Source organism: Nonomuraea sp. NPDC005650 (assembly GCF_040605375.1).
Taxonomy (GTDB): Bacteria; Actinomycetota; Actinomycetes; order Streptosporangiales; family Streptosporangiaceae; genus Nonomuraea.
Window position 1 is genome coordinate 25,999 of record NZ_JBEXCR010000035.1, and the last position, 15,778, is coordinate 41,776.

Annotated in this window: 14 protein-coding genes; 12 read left to right on the forward strand and 2 right to left on the reverse strand. The window is 69.6% G+C overall.

Going from position 1 to position 15,778, the window contains the following annotated elements; genetic code table 11:
* Positions 1-87 precede the first annotated feature (87 nt).
* A complete protein-coding gene (gene uvrA, locus ABZS69_RS45575; protein ID WP_355384312.1) occupies positions 88-2,928 on the forward strand; it encodes an excinuclease ABC subunit UvrA in 2,841 nt (946 codons plus the stop codon).
* A gap of 123 nt (positions 2,929-3,051) precedes the next feature.
* On the opposite strand, the gene ABZS69_RS45580 is transcribed toward uvrA, so the two are convergent.
* Complete coding sequence (locus ABZS69_RS45580; protein WP_355384315.1) at positions 3,052-3,789, reverse strand: DUF2306 domain-containing protein; 738 nt, start codon at positions 3,787-3,789, stop codon at positions 3,052-3,054.
* A gap of 366 nt (positions 3,790-4,155) precedes the next feature.
* Between ABZS69_RS45580 and ABZS69_RS45585 the strand changes: the two genes are divergently transcribed.
* From ABZS69_RS45585 to whiA, 7 genes are all read left to right on the forward strand, one after another.
* Entirely contained in the window at positions 4,156-4,572 is a 417-nt protein-coding gene (locus ABZS69_RS45585) for a Rieske (2Fe-2S) protein (RefSeq protein ID WP_355384318.1), read from the forward strand.
* A 117-nt stretch (positions 4,573-4,689) separates the two neighbouring features.
* Positions 4,690-5,163, forward strand: coding sequence for a Rieske (2Fe-2S) protein (locus ABZS69_RS45590; RefSeq protein ID WP_355384321.1), 474 nt, complete (start codon positions 4,690-4,692; stop codon positions 5,161-5,163).
* A gap of 87 nt (positions 5,164-5,250) precedes the next feature.
* On the forward strand, positions 5,251-5,655 hold the full coding sequence (locus ABZS69_RS45595; RefSeq protein ID WP_355384324.1) for a Rieske (2Fe-2S) protein: 405 nt from the start codon (positions 5,251-5,253) through the stop codon (positions 5,653-5,655).
* 109 nt (positions 5,656-5,764) lie between these two features.
* Entirely contained in the window at positions 5,765-7,672 is a 1,908-nt protein-coding gene (gene uvrC / locus ABZS69_RS45600) for an excinuclease ABC subunit UvrC (RefSeq protein WP_355384607.1), read from the forward strand.
* Positions 7,673-7,754: 82 nt separating this feature from the next.
* Entirely contained in the window at positions 7,755-8,621 is an 867-nt protein-coding gene (gene rapZ, locus ABZS69_RS45605) for an RNase adapter RapZ (protein WP_355384327.1), read from the forward strand.
* Positions 8,622-8,872: 251 nt separating this feature from the next.
* Positions 8,873-9,841 carry a uridine diphosphate-N-acetylglucosamine-binding protein YvcK gene (yvcK, locus tag ABZS69_RS45610; protein WP_355384330.1) on the forward strand — a complete coding sequence of 323 codons (969 nt, stop codon included), beginning with the start codon at positions 8,873-8,875 and terminating at the stop codon, positions 9,839-9,841.
* A gap of 70 nt (positions 9,842-9,911) precedes the next feature.
* The gene (whiA, locus tag ABZS69_RS45615) at positions 9,912-10,892 is read left to right on the forward strand and encodes a DNA-binding protein WhiA (protein WP_138714326.1); all 981 of its coding nucleotides are present in this window, start codon (positions 9,912-9,914) and stop codon (positions 10,890-10,892) included.
* A gap of 442 nt (positions 10,893-11,334) precedes the next feature.
* Here whiA and ABZS69_RS45620 read toward each other — a convergent pair whose 3' ends face one another.
* The gene (locus ABZS69_RS45620; RefSeq protein ID WP_355384334.1) at positions 11,335-11,976 is read right to left on the reverse strand and encodes a hypothetical protein; all 642 of its coding nucleotides are present in this window, start codon (positions 11,974-11,976) and stop codon (positions 11,335-11,337) included.
* A 186-nt stretch (positions 11,977-12,162) separates the two neighbouring features.
* Here ABZS69_RS45620 and gap point away from each other — a divergent pair, with 186 nt between their 5' ends.
* The 4 genes from gap to secG all read left to right on the forward strand — a co-directional run bounded on the left by gap (position 12,163) and on the right by secG (position 15,710).
* Positions 12,163-13,167, forward strand: coding sequence for a type I glyceraldehyde-3-phosphate dehydrogenase (gene gap, locus ABZS69_RS45625; RefSeq protein ID WP_355384337.1), 1,005 nt, complete (start codon positions 12,163-12,165; stop codon positions 13,165-13,167).
* A 236-nt stretch (positions 13,168-13,403) separates the two neighbouring features.
* Positions 13,404-14,591, forward strand: coding sequence for a phosphoglycerate kinase (locus ABZS69_RS45630; RefSeq protein ID WP_355384340.1), 1,188 nt, complete (start codon positions 13,404-13,406; stop codon positions 14,589-14,591).
* Between the two features lie 6 nt (positions 14,592-14,597).
* The gene (gene tpiA / locus ABZS69_RS45635; protein ID WP_355384343.1) at positions 14,598-15,380 is read left to right on the forward strand and encodes a triose-phosphate isomerase; all 783 of its coding nucleotides are present in this window, start codon (positions 14,598-14,600) and stop codon (positions 15,378-15,380) included.
* A gap of 99 nt (positions 15,381-15,479) precedes the next feature.
* The gene (gene secG, locus ABZS69_RS45640) at positions 15,480-15,710 is read left to right on the forward strand and encodes a preprotein translocase subunit SecG (RefSeq protein WP_185076999.1); all 231 of its coding nucleotides are present in this window, start codon (positions 15,480-15,482) and stop codon (positions 15,708-15,710) included.
* The last annotated feature ends 68 nt before the right edge of the window (positions 15,711-15,778 follow it).

A 15,778-nucleotide genomic window follows, 5' to 3' on the forward strand; every position in this document is an offset into this window, starting at 1 on the left:
GGGCCGGGCAACGGTCCGCCGAAATTGTCGGAGCCCCCGTCTACCATCCCCCGTGGACCTATCCGCCTTTTGACCTCCGGGATCGCCGTGGCAGACCGCCTGATCGTGCGTGGTGCACGAGAACACAACCTCAAGGACGTCTCGCTCGACCTGCCGCGAGACTCACTGATCGTCTTCACTGGCCTGTCCGGCTCTGGGAAGTCGAGCCTGGCCTTCGACACGATCTTCGCTGAGGGGCAGCGGCGCTACGTCGAGTCGCTGTCGGCGTACGCCCGCCAGTTCCTCGGCCAGATGGACAAGCCCGACGTCGACTTCATCGAGGGCCTGTCGCCCGCGGTGTCGATCGACCAGAAGGCCACCAGCAAGAACCCGCGCTCGACCGTCGGCACGATCACCGAGGTCTACGACTATCTGAGGCTGCTGTGGGCGCGCATCGGCAAGCCGCACTGCCCGGTGTGCGCGCGGCCGATCGCCAGGCAGATGCCCGAGCAGATCGTCGACCGCGTGATGGACCTGGAGGAGGGCACCCGCTTCCAGGTGCTCGCCCCCGTCATCAGGGGCCGCAAGGGCGAATACGCGGAGCTGTTCCGCGAGCTGCAGACCAAGGGTTTCGCCAGGGCGAGGGTCGACGGCACGATCGTGCGGCTGGAGGAGCCGCCCACGCTGAAGAAGTACGAGAAGCACGACATCGAGGTCATCGTCGACCGCCTCTCGGTCAAGGAGTCGGCGCGGCGCAGGCTCAACGACTCGGTGGAGACCGCGCTGCAGCTGTCCGGCGGCACGATCACGCTCGAGTTCGTCGATCTGCCCGAGGACGACCCCAACCGGGAGCGTTTCTACTCCGAGCACCTCTACTGCCCCTACGACGACCTGTCGTTCGAGGAGCTGGAGCCGCGCTCGTTCTCGTTCAACTCCCCGTTCGGCGCCTGTCCCGAGTGCACGGGCCTCGGCACGAAGATGGAGGTCGACCCCGACCTGGTGGTGCCCGACCCCGAGCGCACGCTCGGCGACGGCGCGCTCCACCCCTGGTCCGGCGGCCACACGAGCGAATACTTCGTCAGGCTGATCGAAGCGCTCGGCCACACCGTCGGGTTCACCCTCGACACGCCGTGGGAGAAGCTGCCGAAGAAGGCGCAGAAGTCGCTGCTGTACGGCCACGAGGAGCAGGTCCACGTACGCTACAGCAACCGCTACGGCCGCCAGCGCTCCTACTACACCACCTACGACGGCGTCATCCCGTGGGTGCAGCGCCGGCACGCCGAGGCGGAGAGCGACTCGACCCGCGAGCGGTTCGAGGGCTACATGCGGGAGATCCCGTGCCCGGCCTGCAAGGGCGCCCGGCTCAAGCCGGTCACGCTGGCCGTCACCGTCGCCGACAAGTCGATCGCCGAGGTGGCGGGCATGTCGATCGGCGAGTGCGCGAAGTTCCTGGCCGCGCTCAAGCTGTCCGACCGCGACATGCAGATCGCCGAGCGGGTGGTCAAGGAGATCAACGCCCGCATGGGCTTCCTGCTCGACGTCGGCCTCGACTACCTGACCATGGACCGCGCCGCCGCCACCCTGGCGGGCGGCGAGGCCCAGCGCATCAGGCTGGCCACGCAGATCGGCTCCGGCCTGGTCGGCGTCCTGTACGTGCTCGACGAGCCGTCCATCGGGCTCCACCAGCGCGACAACATGCGGCTGCTCGACACCCTCATCAGGCTGCGCGACATGGGCAACACGCTGATCGTGGTCGAGCACGACGAGGACACCATCGCGGCGGCCGACTGGGTGGTCGACATCGGCCCCGGCGCGGGCGAGCACGGCGGCCAGGTCGTCGTGTCCGGCACCGTCCAGGACCTCCTGAGCAGCGAGGAGTCGCTGACCGGCCAGTACCTGTCCGGGCGCAGGAGCATCGCGATCCCCGCCAAGCGCCGCAAGCGCGACAGGAAGCGGCAGATCACGGTCAAGGGGGCGCGCGAGCACAACCTCAAGGGCGTCGACATCGACTTCCCGCTGGGCGTGTTCACGGCGGTCACGGGTGTGTCGGGGTCCGGGAAGTCGACGCTGGTCAACGACATCCTCTACAACGCGCTGGCCAAGGAGCTCAACGGCGCCCGCACGGTGCCGGGGCGGCACTCGCGGATCAACGGCATGGACCACGTGGACAAGGTCGTCCACGTCGACCAGTCGCCGATCGGGCGCACGCCGCGCTCCAACCCGGCCACGTACACCGGCGTGTTCGACCACGTCCGCAAGCTGTTCGCGGCCACCGCCGAGGCCAAGGTGCGCGGCTACCAGCCCGGGCGCTTCAGCTTCAACGTCAAGGGCGGGCGCTGCGAGGCGTGCGCGGGCGACGGCACCATCAAGATCGAGATGAACTTCCTGCCGGACGTCTACGTCCCCTGCGAGGTCTGCCACGGCGCCCGCTACAACAGGGAGACGCTGGAGGTCCACTACAAGGGCAAGACGATCTCCGAGGTGCTCGACATGCCGATCGAGGAGGCCCTGGGCTTCTTCGAGGCGATCCCGGCGATCAAGCGCCACCTGCAGACGCTCAACGACGTGGGGCTGGGCTACGTACGGCTCGGGCAGCCGGCCACCACGCTGTCCGGCGGTGAGGCGCAGCGGGTCAAGCTCGCCTCGGAGCTGCAGCGCCGGCAGACGGGGCGGACGATCTACGTGCTGGACGAGCCGACGACCGGGCTGCACTTCGAGGACATCCGGCGGCTGCTGGGAGTGCTCGGGCGGCTGGTCGACGGTGGCAACACGGTGATCGTGATCGAGCACAACCTCGATGTGATCAAGACCGCTGACTGGATCATCGACATGGGGCCCGAGGGCGGGTCCCGCGGCGGCACGCTGGTCGCCAGCGGGACGCCGGAGGAGGTGGCGCTGGTGGACGAGAGTCACACGGGCCGCTTCCTGCGGAAGATCCTCGCCTTCTGAGCCGCTGAGGTCCTGAGGTCCTGAGCCCTTTGCCCCGCACGGGGGTTGTCCTCGTGCGGGGCGGCTGCTTCTACGGGGTGGCTGTCCCCGTGCGGGGTGGTGGTGACGAGGGGTGTGTGCGTTTCAGGCTGCTTGGTGTTGTTCTGCGCGGGCGGCTCGGGCGCGGCGTTTGGCGGCGTCGCCGCGTTCCAGCCACCACTCGGCGAACAGCAGCGGCAGCACCCAGCCCAGCCACGCGCTCAGCGCGCTCACCATGCTCGCCAGCAGGGTCTCGTCGCCGTGGAAGGTCGTCTCCAGCTCGGGCATCAGGGCGATGGTGAACACGACGCCCCAGAGGCGGTTCGTGATGATGGACAGGGTCAGGGCGAAGCTGCGGATCATCCACCGGCGGTGGTCGACGAACCTGCGCTGCCTGGCCATCCGCCATCCCGCCAGCGTGCAGGCCACCCAGAGGGGCGCGAGCACGACGCCGCTGGCGGCCGTCACGGGGCCGAAGTACGGCGTGGTCACGGAGACGATCAGGCCCAGAACGCCGCTGGGCAGGCAGCCGGCGAACACGTACACGCGGCCGATCCGGCGGTGCGCGCGCGGATAGCGCTGGCGGAACCATGGCCAGATCTGCAGGCAGCACGTGATCATCGCGATCGAGCCGAAGATCACGTGCAGGGAGAGCACCGCGAAGTGTGGCGGGAAGTAGTCGGGGGCGGGCACGCGGGACCGGGCCGGGTTCATGGACAGGTACGGCGGCAGGGAGAACGCGACGAACGCGATCGCCACCACGGCCAGGGGGGCCACCCACGGACGCCGCCACCAGCGTGGCTTGGCGGGGGGTGCGGTCGGGCGTTCTGTCGTGAGAGTCATACGGGCAGGGTGGGGCCCCGCGCTGACCGTCGGCCTACCGCCCGCTGACCGCCGATCGCACCAGGTCGTCTGCTGCCGGCGCTGGTGGCTGGGGGTGCCGCGCTGACCGTCGGTGGCTAGGGAACTGCTGAGGCGCCTCACCGGAATGTGCCGAGTCGCCTGACCGGAGTGTCGATGGCTGGAATATGCGGCCTGCCCGCCTGGTGGGCGGAGTGGGTTGTCGTGTGCGGTGGCGGGCGATACCCGGAGGCCGGACCGAGGGGGGTCGGCAATAAGGTTGAGTGATGGTAGCGGCCTGACCTGCAGGGGGTCAGCGGCGACGCGGAGGGTCGGCAAATCATGACGGTTACGGAGCGGGGCGCAGCCATGCCTGAAACGGGGCCTGAATCGGGGTTCGGGCGGCGCGAGATGCTGGGGGCGGCCGGGGTCGCGGCGTGCGCGCTGGCATTGGCGGGGTGTGGTGGGGCAGGGGCCAAGGCGCAGCCGAGCCTCAAGGGCAAGGTCATCGCCAAGACCGCCGACGTGCCCGTGGGCGGCGGCAAGGTGATCGAGGACCTGCAGGTCGTGGTGACCCAGCCCACGCAGGGCGTCTACCTGGCGTTCAGCTCGATCTGCACGCACAAGGGCTGCGCGGTCAGCACCCCCAAGGACAACGTCATCAGGTGCGCCTGCCACGGCAGCGAGTTCGCCGCCGACAGCGGCAAGGCCACCAAGGGGCCCGCGACCGCCCCGCTGACCTCGTACAAGGTCAGGGTCGAGGGCGACGGCATCGTGGTCGCCTGAAGTGGCGGTCCGAACACGTACTTATGCGTAGAGAACCGGATTGGGCTCGGGCACGCTGAACCGGCGCGAGGGCGCTGGCCGTACCTGAAGTGAAAGCCAATCTGGGAGGAACACACCATGACGGAAACGACTCGCCGGGCGATGGTGCTCGGCGCCGGCGGCGCTGGGCTCGCGGCGGTTCTGACGGCGTGTGCGAGCTATGGTTCGCCGACGATCGAGGCGAGCGAGGAGCCGGCGGGGGAGACCGCCGAGGAGCCCACGGAGGAGTCGTCCCCGAAGAAGAAGAAGGCCGCGAGCGGCGGAGGCAAGGCGCTGGCCGACACCGCTGACATCCCCGAGGGCGGTGGGAAGGTCTTCGAGAACGAGAAGATCGTGGTCACCCAGCCGACGGCCGGGGAGTTCAAGGCGTTCACGGCGGTCTGCACCCACGCGGGCTGCACGGTCGCCACCGTCTCGAACAAGACGATCAACTGCCCGTGTCACGGCAGCAAGTTCAGCATCAGCGACGGCTCCGTCAAGGACGGGCCCGCGGGCGAGCCGCTTGAGGAGAAGAAGATCACCGTGGACGGTGACAAGATCAAGCTCGCGTAGATCACGTCTCATGAATTTCTCACCTAGGTGCGGTTGGGTGAGCGCATGGGAGAGGACATTCAAAGCCGTCGTGCAGTGTTCGCGAGCGTGGGAGCGGGCGGTCTGGCCCTGGCGCTCACCGCCTGCGGCGGCGGCACCGATACCGCACAGTCCGCCGGCACCGGCTCCGAGTCGGGTGCCCCGCAGTCCAGCGCGCCCCAGGCCGGTGGTGCGCTGGCCAAGACCGCCGACATCCCCGTCGGCGGCGGGACGATCTTCAAGGACCAGAAGATCGTGGTGACGCAGCCCGCTTCGGGCGAGTTCAAGGCGTTCAGCGCCGTGTGCACGCACAACGGGTGCACGGTCGGCAGCGTCTCGGACGGGGTGATCGTCTGCCCGTGTCACAACAGCAAGTTCGCTATCGCGGACGGCTCGGTCACGGACGGACCGGCCGACAAGCCGCTGCCCGCGCAGCAGATCAAGGTCGAAGGCGACCAGATCACGCTCGCGTAGGCGGGCCCCTTTGAGGGAGGCCCGCCGCGCCTTGGGGAAAGGCGCGGCGGGCAACCTTGTCGGTGGGGGCTACTAGTCTTTGAACGTGGCGAGATCAGCGGGCAGCCCCTTGAGTTTCCGGCCCAAGCCGGGTTCCATCCCCGATTCCCCGGGGGTCTACCGGTTCAGGGACGCGCACGGCCGGGTGATCTACGTCGGCAAGGCCAAGAGCCTGCGCCAGCGGCTCAATTCGTACTTCGCTGACTTCTCGGCGCTGCATCCGCGTACGCAGACGATGCTGACCACGGCCGCCGACGTCGACTGGACCGTCGTCGGCACCGAGGTCGAGGCGCTGCAGCTCGAATACTCCTGGATCAAGGAGTTCGACCCGCGCTTCAACGTGAAATACCGCGACGACAAGTCGTACCCCTACCTCGCGGTCACCATGGGCGAGGACTTCCCGCGCGTGCAGGTCATGCGCGGGGCCAAGCGCAAGGGCACGCGTTACTTCGGCCCCTATTCGCACGCGTGGGCCATCCGCGAGACCGTCGACCTGCTGCTGCGGGTCTTCCCGGTGCGCACGTGCAGCGCGGGGGTGTTCAAGCGGGCCGGTCAGATCGGCCGGCCGTGCCTGCTCGGCTACATCGACAAGTGCTCGGCGCCGTGCGTCGGCCGGGTCACCCCGGAGGAGCACCGCGCGCTGGCCGAGGACTTCTGCGACTTCATGGCGGGCAACACCGGCCGCTTCATCAAGCGCCTCGAGAAGGAGATGCGCGAGGCCGCCTCCGAGCAGGAGTACGAGCGCGCCGCGCGGCTGCGCGACGACATCCAGGCGTTGCAGCGGGCGCTGGAGAAGCAGGCCGTCGTGCTCGGCGAGGGCACGGACGCCGACGTGATCGCGCTGGCCGAGGATCCGCTCGAAGCCGCCGTACAGGTCTTCTACGTGCGCGCCGGCCGCATCCGCGGCCAGCGCGGCTGGGTGGTCGACAAGGTCGAGGAGACCTCCCCCGGCGAGCTGGTCGAGCAGTTCCTGCTGCAGATGTATGCCGAGGCGAGCCCCGACTCGATGCCGCGTGAGGTGCTCGTGCCCGCGCTGCCGCCCGACAACGACGCCGTCGCCGAGCTGCTGACCGAGCAGCGCCGCGCCCGCGTCGAGGTGCGCGTGCCGCAGCGCGGCGACAAGAAGTCGCTGATGGAGACCGTCGAGCGCAACGCCAAGGAGTCGCTGGCACAGCACAAGATCCGCCGCGCCAGCGATCTGACCACCCGCAGCAAGGCGCTGCAGGAGATCGCCGACGCGCTCGACCTCGACCAGGCGCCGCTGCGCGTCGAGTGCTACGACGTCTCCCACCTGCAGGGCGAGAACGTCGTGGCGTCCATGGTCGTCTTCGAGGACGGGCTGGCGCGCAAGAGCGAATACCGGCGGTTCGCCGTCAAGAGCAAGGAGGGCGACGTCGCCTCGATCTACGAGGTGATCACGCGTCGCTTCCGCCGTTACCTGGAGGAGAGCTCGGCCACCGGCGAGCTGGCCGCCGCCGACGACGACGGCGGCCACGGCCCCATCGACCCCGAGACCGGCAAACCGCGCAAGTTCGCCTACCCGCCCAACCTGGTGGTCGTCGACGGTGCGGGCCCCCAGGCGGCCGCCGCGCAGCGGGCGCTCGACGAGCTCGGCATCGACGACGTGTCCGTGTGCGGGCTGGCCAAGCGGCTGGAGGAGGTGTGGCTGCCCGGCGATGACCAGCCGGTGATCATGCCTCGTTCAAGCGAGGGTCTCTACCTGCTGCAACGCGTGCGGGACGAGGCACACAGGTTCGCCATCACCTACCATCGTTCCAAGAGGTCCAAGACGGTGAAGGAGAGCGCGCTCGACGGCGTGCCCGGCCTCGGGCCGGCGCGCAGGCAGGCGCTGCTCAAACACTTCGGCTCCGTGAAAAAGCTACGCGAGGCCACTGCCGCGGAGATCTGCGAGGTTCCCGGCATCGGCCAGTCCATCGCCGAGGTCATCGTGTCGACACTGAAGGGAGAGTCACCATGATCTCGCCAGCATGTCACGGCGTGTCCAGGTGCCTCCGCTATGGTGGTGCGCCCAGGCAGGGCGTGCGGGACGGAGAGAGGCAATGAGCACCGAGCCGGCGTTCGTCATCGTCACCGGCATGTCCGGGGCGGGGCGCAGCACAGCCGCCAAAGCGCTCGAGGACCTGGGCTGGTTCGTCATCGACAACCTGCCGCCCGGGCTGCTGTTCGCGATGGCGGAGGAGGCGGGCAAGGTCAAGCTGGCCGCCGACAAGGTGGCGGCCGTCGTCGACGTGCGCAGCCTGGCCTTCACCACCGATCTCAACGCGGCCATCGAGGAGCTCGAGGGGCGCGGCGTGCGGGTGCGGGTCGTGTTCCTGGAGGCCAGTGACGAGGAGCTGGTGCGCAGGTTCGAGAACGTCCGCAGGCCGCATCCCCTCCAGGGCGAGGGGCGGCTGGTCGACGGGATCACCCGGGAGCGGGGGATCCTGCGGGAGGTCAGGGCCAACGCCGACCTGGTGATCGACACCTCGTCGCACAACGTTCACGACCTGCGCAACAAGATCGTCGCCTACTTCGGCGGCGAGGACCGGCCCGGGCTGCGGCTCAACGTCGTGTCCTTCGGGTTCAAGTACGGGCTGCCGGTCGACGCCGATCTGGTGGTCGACTGCCGGTTCCTGCCCAACCCGCACTGGGTGCCGGACCTGCGGCCGATGAACGGGCTCGACGCGCCCGTGCGCGACTACGTCCTCGGGCAGCCCGGGGCCAAGGAGTTCCTCGACGCGTACGAGGAGGTCCTGCAGGTGGTCGCGGCCGGGTATGCGCGTGAGGGCAAGAGCTACGCGACGCTCGCGGTGGGGTGCACGGGCGGCAAGCACCGCAGCGTGGCCATGGCCGAACAGGTCGGCGCCCGCCTGCGCGACCGCGGGATGGAGGTCCAGGTGAGCCATCGGGATGTGGGGCGGGAGTGACCGATGAAGGCTTCGCAGCAGCAGGTTCGCCGCGCCCGGCGGAGGGTGGGCTTCCCGGCCCTGTGACCCGGTTCGACGCCGAGGGGTCCGGCGCGGGGCGTGCTGAGGGGCCAGGTTCTGAGGAGCCTGGTGCGGGGCGTGCTGAGGGTCCGGGTGCCGAGGGGGCCGGCGTGGGGCGTTCTGAGGTTGCGGAGGACGGTGCGGGTGAGGTGTGCCCCGTGCGGCTTGCGCGGCCGGTTGAGGGGAACCCCGTGCCGGAGCGTGGGACGTACTCGAGGACGTTCTCGGGGTTCGGGCCGCACGTCGTGGCCCTGGGCGGCGGGCACGGGCTTTACGCTTCCCTGTCGGCATTACGGATGGTGACCGACCGGTTGACCGCCGTGGTGACCGTCGCCGACGACGGCGGGTCCAGCGGGCGGCTGCGCCGTGAGCTCGGCGTGCTGCCCCCCGGCGATCTGCGGATGGCGCTGGCCGCGCTGTGCGGCGACGACGAGTGGGGCAGCACCTGGAGCGAGGTCGTGCAGCACCGCTTCCGCAGCGAGGGCGAGTTGCACGGGCACGCGGTGGGCAACCTGCTCATCGTGGCCCTGTGGGAGCTGCTCGGCGACCCCGTGGCCGGGCTCGACTGGGTCGGGCGGCTGCTGGGCGCGCACGGCCGGGTGCTGCCGATGGCGTCGGTGCCGCTCGACATCGTGGCCGAGGTGGAGCTCGACGGCGTCAGGTCGACCGTGCGCGGGCAGGTGGCGTGCGCGCTGACGCCCGGACGGGTGCAGGCGATCTCCCTCGTGCCCGAGGACCCGCCCGCGCGCCCCGAGGCGGTCGAGGCGGTGCTGGAGGCCGACTGGCTCGTGTTCGGGCCGGGATCGTGGTTCACCAGCGTGCTGCCGCATCTCAAGGTGCCCGAGCTGGCCAGGGCCCTGCACGCGACCAAGGCCAAACGGCTCGTCACGCTCAACCTGGCGCCACAGCCGGGTGAGACGGACGACTTCTCCCCCCAGCAGCACCTGGAGGTGCTCAGGCAGCACGCCCCCGACCTGTCGATCGACATCGTGCTCGCCGACACCGGGGTGGTGGACGATCCCGGCGCGCTGGAGAAGGCCGCGGCGGCGCTCGGCGCACGGCTCGTGATGGCCGGCGTGGCGACCGCGGACGGCTCGCCGAGGCATGACCCACGACGTCTTGCCTCCGTCCTGGACGAGATTTTCCTCCAGAAGCGTTGATCCTGGTCGGCGTGGCGCCAAGGTGCGAGAGACTGCTTGAGCCGGTCTGAATGGGGGAGAGGACTAACGCATGGCCATGACAGGTGTGGTGAAAGACGAACTGAGCCGCCTGCCGGTGCTGAAGCCGTGCTGCCGCAAGGCGGAGGTTTCCACGCTGCTGCGGTTCGCCAGCGGTCTGCACCTGGTGGGCGGGCGGATCGTGATCGAGGCCGAGCTCGACACGAACGCCACCGCACGGCGACTGATCAAGGACATCGGTGAGGTGTTCGGGCACAAGGCCGAAGTGCTCGTGCTCGCGCCCGCCGGTCTGCGCAAGGGGTCGCGCTACGTCGTGCGGGTCTATCGCGACGGCGAGGCGCTCGCCCGTCAGACGGGCCTCATCGACAACCACGGTCGTCCGGTGCGCGGGCTGCCCCGCCAGGTGGTGGCGGGGGCCGCCTGCGACGCCGAGGCCGCCTGGCGCGGGGCGTTCCTGGCGCACGGCTCCCTCACCGAGCCGGGGCGTTCGATGTCGCTCGAGGTCACCTGCCCGGGGCCGGAGGCGGCGCTGGCCCTGGTGGGCTCGGCGCGGCGGCTCAAGATCCACGCCAAGGCGCGTGAGGTGCGCGGGGTGGACCGCGTGGTGGTGCGCGACGGTGACGCCATCAGCGCGCTGCTCACCCGGCTGGGGGCGCACGACAGCGTGCTGGCCTGGGAGGAGCGCCGGATGCGCCGCGAGGTCCGGGCCACCGCCAACCGGCTGGCCAACTTCGACGACGCCAACCTGCGGCGGTCGGCGCGGGCCGCGGTGGCGGCGGGGGCGCGGGTGCAGCGCGCGCTGGAGATCCTCGGGGAGGAGGCGCCCGACCACCTGGTGGTGGCGGGGCGGCTGCGGGTGGAGCACAAGCAGGCGTCTCTGGAGGAGCTGGGGCAGATCGCCGACCCGCCGCTGACCAAGGACGCCATCGCGGGGCGGATCCGGCGGCTGCTGGCCATGGCCGACAAGCGCGCCTCCGACCTGGGCATCCCGAACACGGAGGCCAACCTCACCGTCGACATGCTCGCCCCGTGACCGGTCGGTGCGGCTGCGCGCTCGTCTCGATGGCTCTGCGGTTTGTGCTGGTCTGAAAGCCCATTTTTTACGGCTGCGCACGGTGGGCCGCACGCGCCGACGTGGGTGGCCGTCTGTCATGGCCGGTCGTGAAGGCTCACGGGCTGCTCGCCGTGACGACGCGCATTCTGAGCGGGCTCCGGGGTGGGCTTGACCGGGGTGCGCTCGTCGGGTCGCTGGACGGGCGAGAGTCGTGGGTCGTGAAGCGGGGTGGGGAGTCGCGGCTCGCGGGGCCGGGCGAGGGCGCGTGGGCGTGAGGGGTGCACCGGCTTGTGGGGTGCGGGTGGCAGAGGGCACGGGTGATTGCCGTGGGGCGGGTGTGTTGAAGGGGTGCCCCGTGGGCGGTGGGTGCCGGTGCTGACGCCGGGCGTGCGCTGGGGTGTTGATCCTGGGGAGGGGGCTGTCAGTCCTTGGTGGGGTTGCGGGGGGTGAACAGGTCTGTGGTCGGCTTTGGGGTGGGGGCCTGGGCGGGCTCGAAGGGGGCGCGGTACTCCGGCTCCGATGCCTCCGCCTCCGCCTCGGCGGCCTGGGCGCGGTGGGCGCGGCGGACCCGGACCACGCGCAGGGTCAGCAGGAACAGTGCGGCGAGGGCGGCTGCGGCGATGTAGAGCCAGGCCGCCCACGACACCGAGAGCGGATCCCGGTAGAGCGCGGGCGCGTAGGGGAGGCCGGCGGTGAAGTTGTCGAGCGTGACGTCCGACAGGTCGGCCGGACCGCGTTCGGCGGGCGGGGTGCGCAGGGTGGAGCCGATCCAGATCGACGAGCCGGCGATCTGGCCCGCGGCCATGGCGCCGCCCGCGTACAGGGCCGCCATGGGGATCAGGAGGACGCTGCGGGGTCGTACGGCGCCCATCGCGAGGGCGACGATCAGAGCGACCACGAGAGACGACGCCAGCGACAGCGGATGACCGTTGCCGAAGCCGATCACGGCGGCCGGCAGGCGGGTCTGGAACAGCACGGCCGCCCCCAGCACTGCCGCGCTGACCAGCGCCGATAGCAGGCCTACAATGAGTCCGGGCAGCAGGCCGGACCGCTTGTGTGACATCTCAGCCCCCAGAGAATGCACGAATTTACATCGATGAGTCGGGCACTTTACTCGAACCTCACAAAACGTGCCTCCGGAACGCTGATTCACACGCGGGGACCTGCAGTGGTCTAAACCAATTTAGGTCCGATAGTGTTCGTGGTTGAGGTTTCAGCCCGCCATCTGGTTTCGAGGAGATCGGTTCCCGTGAGCATCCGCGTAGGCGTCAACGGCTTCGGCCGCATCGGTCGCAACTTCTGGCGCGCTGTCGCCGCCAGCGGCAAGGACATCGAGATCGTCGCGGTCAACGACCTGACCGGCACCGCGACGCTCGCCCACCTGCTGAAGTACGACAGCATCCTGGGCCGCCTGCCTTACGAGGTGAAGGCCACGAGTGACGAGATCACGGTCGACGGCAAGGCGATCAAGGTCTTCGCGGAGCGCGACCCGGGCAAGCTGCCCTGGGGCGACCTCGGTGTGGACGTGGTCGTGGAGTCGACGGGGCTGTTCACCGACGCCACGAAGGCCAAGGTGCACGCCGAGAACGGCGCGAAGAAGGTCATCATCTCCGCTCCGGCGAAGAACGAGGACGTCACGATCGTGATGGGCGTCAACGAGACGAGCTACGACCCGTCCAGCCACACGATCATCTCCAACGCCTCCTGCACGACCAACTGCCTGGCGCCGATGGCCAAGGTCCTCCACGACACCTTCACCATCCAGAAGGGTCTGATGACCACCATCCACGCCTACACGCAGGACCAGAACCTCCAGGACGGCCCGCACGGCGACCTGCGCCGCGCCCGCGCCGCCGCGCTCAACGTGGTGCCCACCTCCACCGGCGCCGCCAAGGCCATCGGCCTGGTGCTGCCCGAGCTCAAGGGCAAGCTCGACGGCTTCGCCATGCGCGTGCCGATCCCCACCGGCTCGGCCACCGACCTCACCGTCGACGTCAGCCGCGAGGTCACCGTCGAGGAGGTCAACGCCGCGGTCAAGGCCGCCGCCGAGGGGCCGCTCAAGGGCATCCTCAGCTACACCGAGGACGAGATCGTCTCCTCCGACATCGTCACCGACCCGCACTCGTGCATCTTCGACGCCGGCCTGACCAAGGTCATCGGCAACCAGGTCAAGGTCGTCGGCTGGTACGACAACGAGTGGGGCTACTCCAACCGCCTCGCCGACCTGATCGAGCTGGTCGGCCGCGACCTCTGAGCCGCCCGGGTCACCGAGCCGCCGCATCCGTGGGGAGCGCCGTCGCCCGGTCCCGCCAGGGTAGGCAACGGCCCTGGGCGACCGGGCCCGCCTCCGCGGAGCGAGGGCCGTGAACGCGCGGCGGCACGATGGCGGCTGAGCCGCCTTCATGGGAGTGGCGGCCGTGAACGCGCGGCGGCACATAGGCGACTGAGCCCGCCTCCACGGAGTGGAGGCCACGAATAGGGAGCATGAGCATGCGCACGCTCGAGGATCTCGACGTGAAGGGGCGGCGCGTGCTCGTGCGCGCCGACCTCAACGTCCCCCTCGACGGGGAGACGATCACCGACGACGGCCGCATCCGGGCGTCGGTGCCGACGATCAGGGCGCTGGTGGAACGTGGCGCCAAGGTCGTCGTCTGCGCCCACCTGGGCAGGCCCAAGGGCAAGGCCGACCCGAAATACTCGCTCAAGCCGGTGGCGACGCGGCTGGGCGAGCTGCTGGGCCAGGAGGTGGCGTTCGCGACCGACGTGGTCGGCGCCAGCGCCCAGGGCACGGTTGAGACGCTCCAGGACGGCGAGGTCGCGCTGCTGGAGAACCTGCGCTACGAGCCGGGCGAGGAGTCCAAGGACGACGCCGAGCGGGGCGCGTTCGCGGCGAAGCTGGCGGGGCTGGCCGAGCTCTACGTGGGCGACGGGTTCGGCGCGGTGCACCGCAAGCACGCCAGCGTCTACGACGTGCCCAAGCTGCTGCCGCACGCGGCGGGCGGGCTGGTCGTGGCCGAGGTCGAGGTGCTGAAGAAGCTGACCGAGAGCCCCGAGCGGCCCTACGTGGTGGTGCTGGGCGGCGCCAAGGTCTCCGACAAGCTCGGTGTCATCGCCAACCTGCTGGCCAAGGTCGACCGGCTGCTGATCGGCGGCGGGATGGCGTACACGTTCCTCAAGGCCCAGGGCTACGAGGTCGGCAACTCGCTGCTCCAGGAGGACCAGCTCGACCAGGTGCGCGGCTTCCTCAACACGGCCGCCCAGCGCGGCGTCGAGCTCGTGCTGCCCGTCGACGTGCTGGCTGCGGTCACGTTCGGGGCGGACGCGGAGCACGACGTGGTCGAGGCCACCGCGATCCCGGGCGACCGGGAGGGGCTCGACATCGGGCCCAGGACGCGCGAGCTGTTCGCCTCGAAGCTGGCCGACGCCAGGACCGTCTTCTGGAACGGGCCCATGGGCGTGTTCGAGTTCGACGCGTTCTCCGGCGGCACCAGGGCGGTGGCCGAGGCGCTGGTCGCCTCCGACGCCTTCACCGTGGTGGGCGGCGGCGACTCGGCGGCGGCCGTACGCAAGCTGGAACTCCCCGAGGACGGTTTCTCCCACATCTCCACCGGTGGCGGGGCCAGCCTCGAATACCTTGAGGGCAAGACCCTCCCCGGACTCGCGGCCCTGGAGGACTGAGCACTCATGAGCACGCGCAAGCCGCTCATCGCCGGCAACTGGAAGATGAACCTCAACCACCTTGAGGCCATCGCGCTGGTCCAGAAGCTGGCCTTCGCACTCAACGACAAGGACTTCGACAGGACCGAGGTCGCCGTCCTGCCGCCGTTCACCGACCTGCGCAGCGTGCAGACGCTGGTCGACGGCGACAAGCTCAGGATCGTGTACGGCGCCCAGGACCTGTCGCAGCACGAGGCCGGCGCCTACACCGGCGAGATCTCGGGCGCCATGCTGGCCAAGCTCGGCTGCACCTTCGTGACGATCGGCCACTCGGAGCGGCGGCAGTACCACCGCGAGGACGACGACCTGGTCAACGCCAAGGTGCAGGCCGCCTACCGGCACTCGCTCACCCCGATCCTGTGCGTCGGGGAGGGCCTGTCGGTGCGTCAAGAGGGCGGCCACATCGCGCACAGTCTTGGACAACTCGACGGAGCGCTGCGCAAAATCAGCGCCGAGCAGGCAAAATCGATAGTGGTGGCCTACGAGCCGGTGTGGGCGATCGGCACCGGCGAGGTGGCCACCCCGGAGGACGCCCAGGAGGTCTGTGGCGCGCTGCGAGTCAGACTCGCTGAGCTCTACGACACCGAAGTGGCCGCCGGGATCCGTATCCTTTACGGAGGTTCGGTCAAGTCAGGCAATATCGCGGGGATCATGGCTCAACCCGATGTCGACGGCGCGCTCGTGGGCGGTGCCAGCATCGATGCCGGGGAGTTCGCGAAGATCTGCCGTTTCTCCGATATGCCAGGCTAACTGAGCCGTTCTGGGGGTGCGACTTGACAACAGGCCGTACCCTCAGAAGGCAAGTCTGAATCGTCACGCGTAACAAAGCATTGAAGGAACAGGCATACCGTGGAAATCGGAATCTCCATCGCCCTCATCCTGGCGAGTGGTCTCATGATCCTGCTCGTGCTGCTCCACAAGGGCAAGGGTGGCGGCCTGTCTGACATGTTCGGCGGCGGTTTCTCGTCGAACTTCGGTGGTTCCTCGGTGGTGGAGCGCAACCTCGACCGGCTGACGATCATCACCGGCACGATCTGGTTCGTCTGCATCATCGCTCTCGGCCTTCTCATGAAGCCCTGAGCAAACAAGTTAACGCGTGACAGTGATTCTCCCCCCGTGCCTGCGCGCGGGGCGATCGAGCGAGGAGT

Excerpts from the sequence above, each read along its gene's own strand:
- ABZS69_RS45590 (WP_355384321.1), top strand. The coding sequence starts at position 4,690 with ATGACGGAAACGACTCGCCGGGCGATGGTGCTCGGCGCCGGCGGCGCT.
- ABZS69_RS45620 (WP_355384334.1), bottom strand. The coding sequence starts at position 11,976 with ATGTCACACAAGCGGTCCGGCCTGCTGCCCGGACTCATTGTAGGCCTG.
- ABZS69_RS45630 (WP_355384340.1), top strand. The coding sequence starts at position 13,404 with ATGCGCACGCTCGAGGATCTCGACGTGAAGGGGCGGCGCGTGCTCGTG.
- whiA (WP_138714326.1), top strand. The coding sequence starts at position 9,912 with ATGGCCATGACAGGTGTGGTGAAAGACGAACTGAGCCGCCTGCCGGTG.
- rapZ (WP_355384327.1), top strand. The coding sequence starts at position 7,755 with ATGAGCACCGAGCCGGCGTTCGTCATCGTCACCGGCATGTCCGGGGCG.
- ABZS69_RS45585 (WP_355384318.1), top strand. The coding sequence starts at position 4,156 with ATGCCTGAAACGGGGCCTGAATCGGGGTTCGGGCGGCGCGAGATGCTG.
- tpiA (WP_355384343.1), top strand. The coding sequence starts at position 14,598 with ATGAGCACGCGCAAGCCGCTCATCGCCGGCAACTGGAAGATGAACCTC.
- ABZS69_RS45580 (WP_355384315.1), bottom strand. The coding sequence starts at position 3,789 with ATGACTCTCACGACAGAACGCCCGACCGCACCCCCCGCCAAGCCACGC.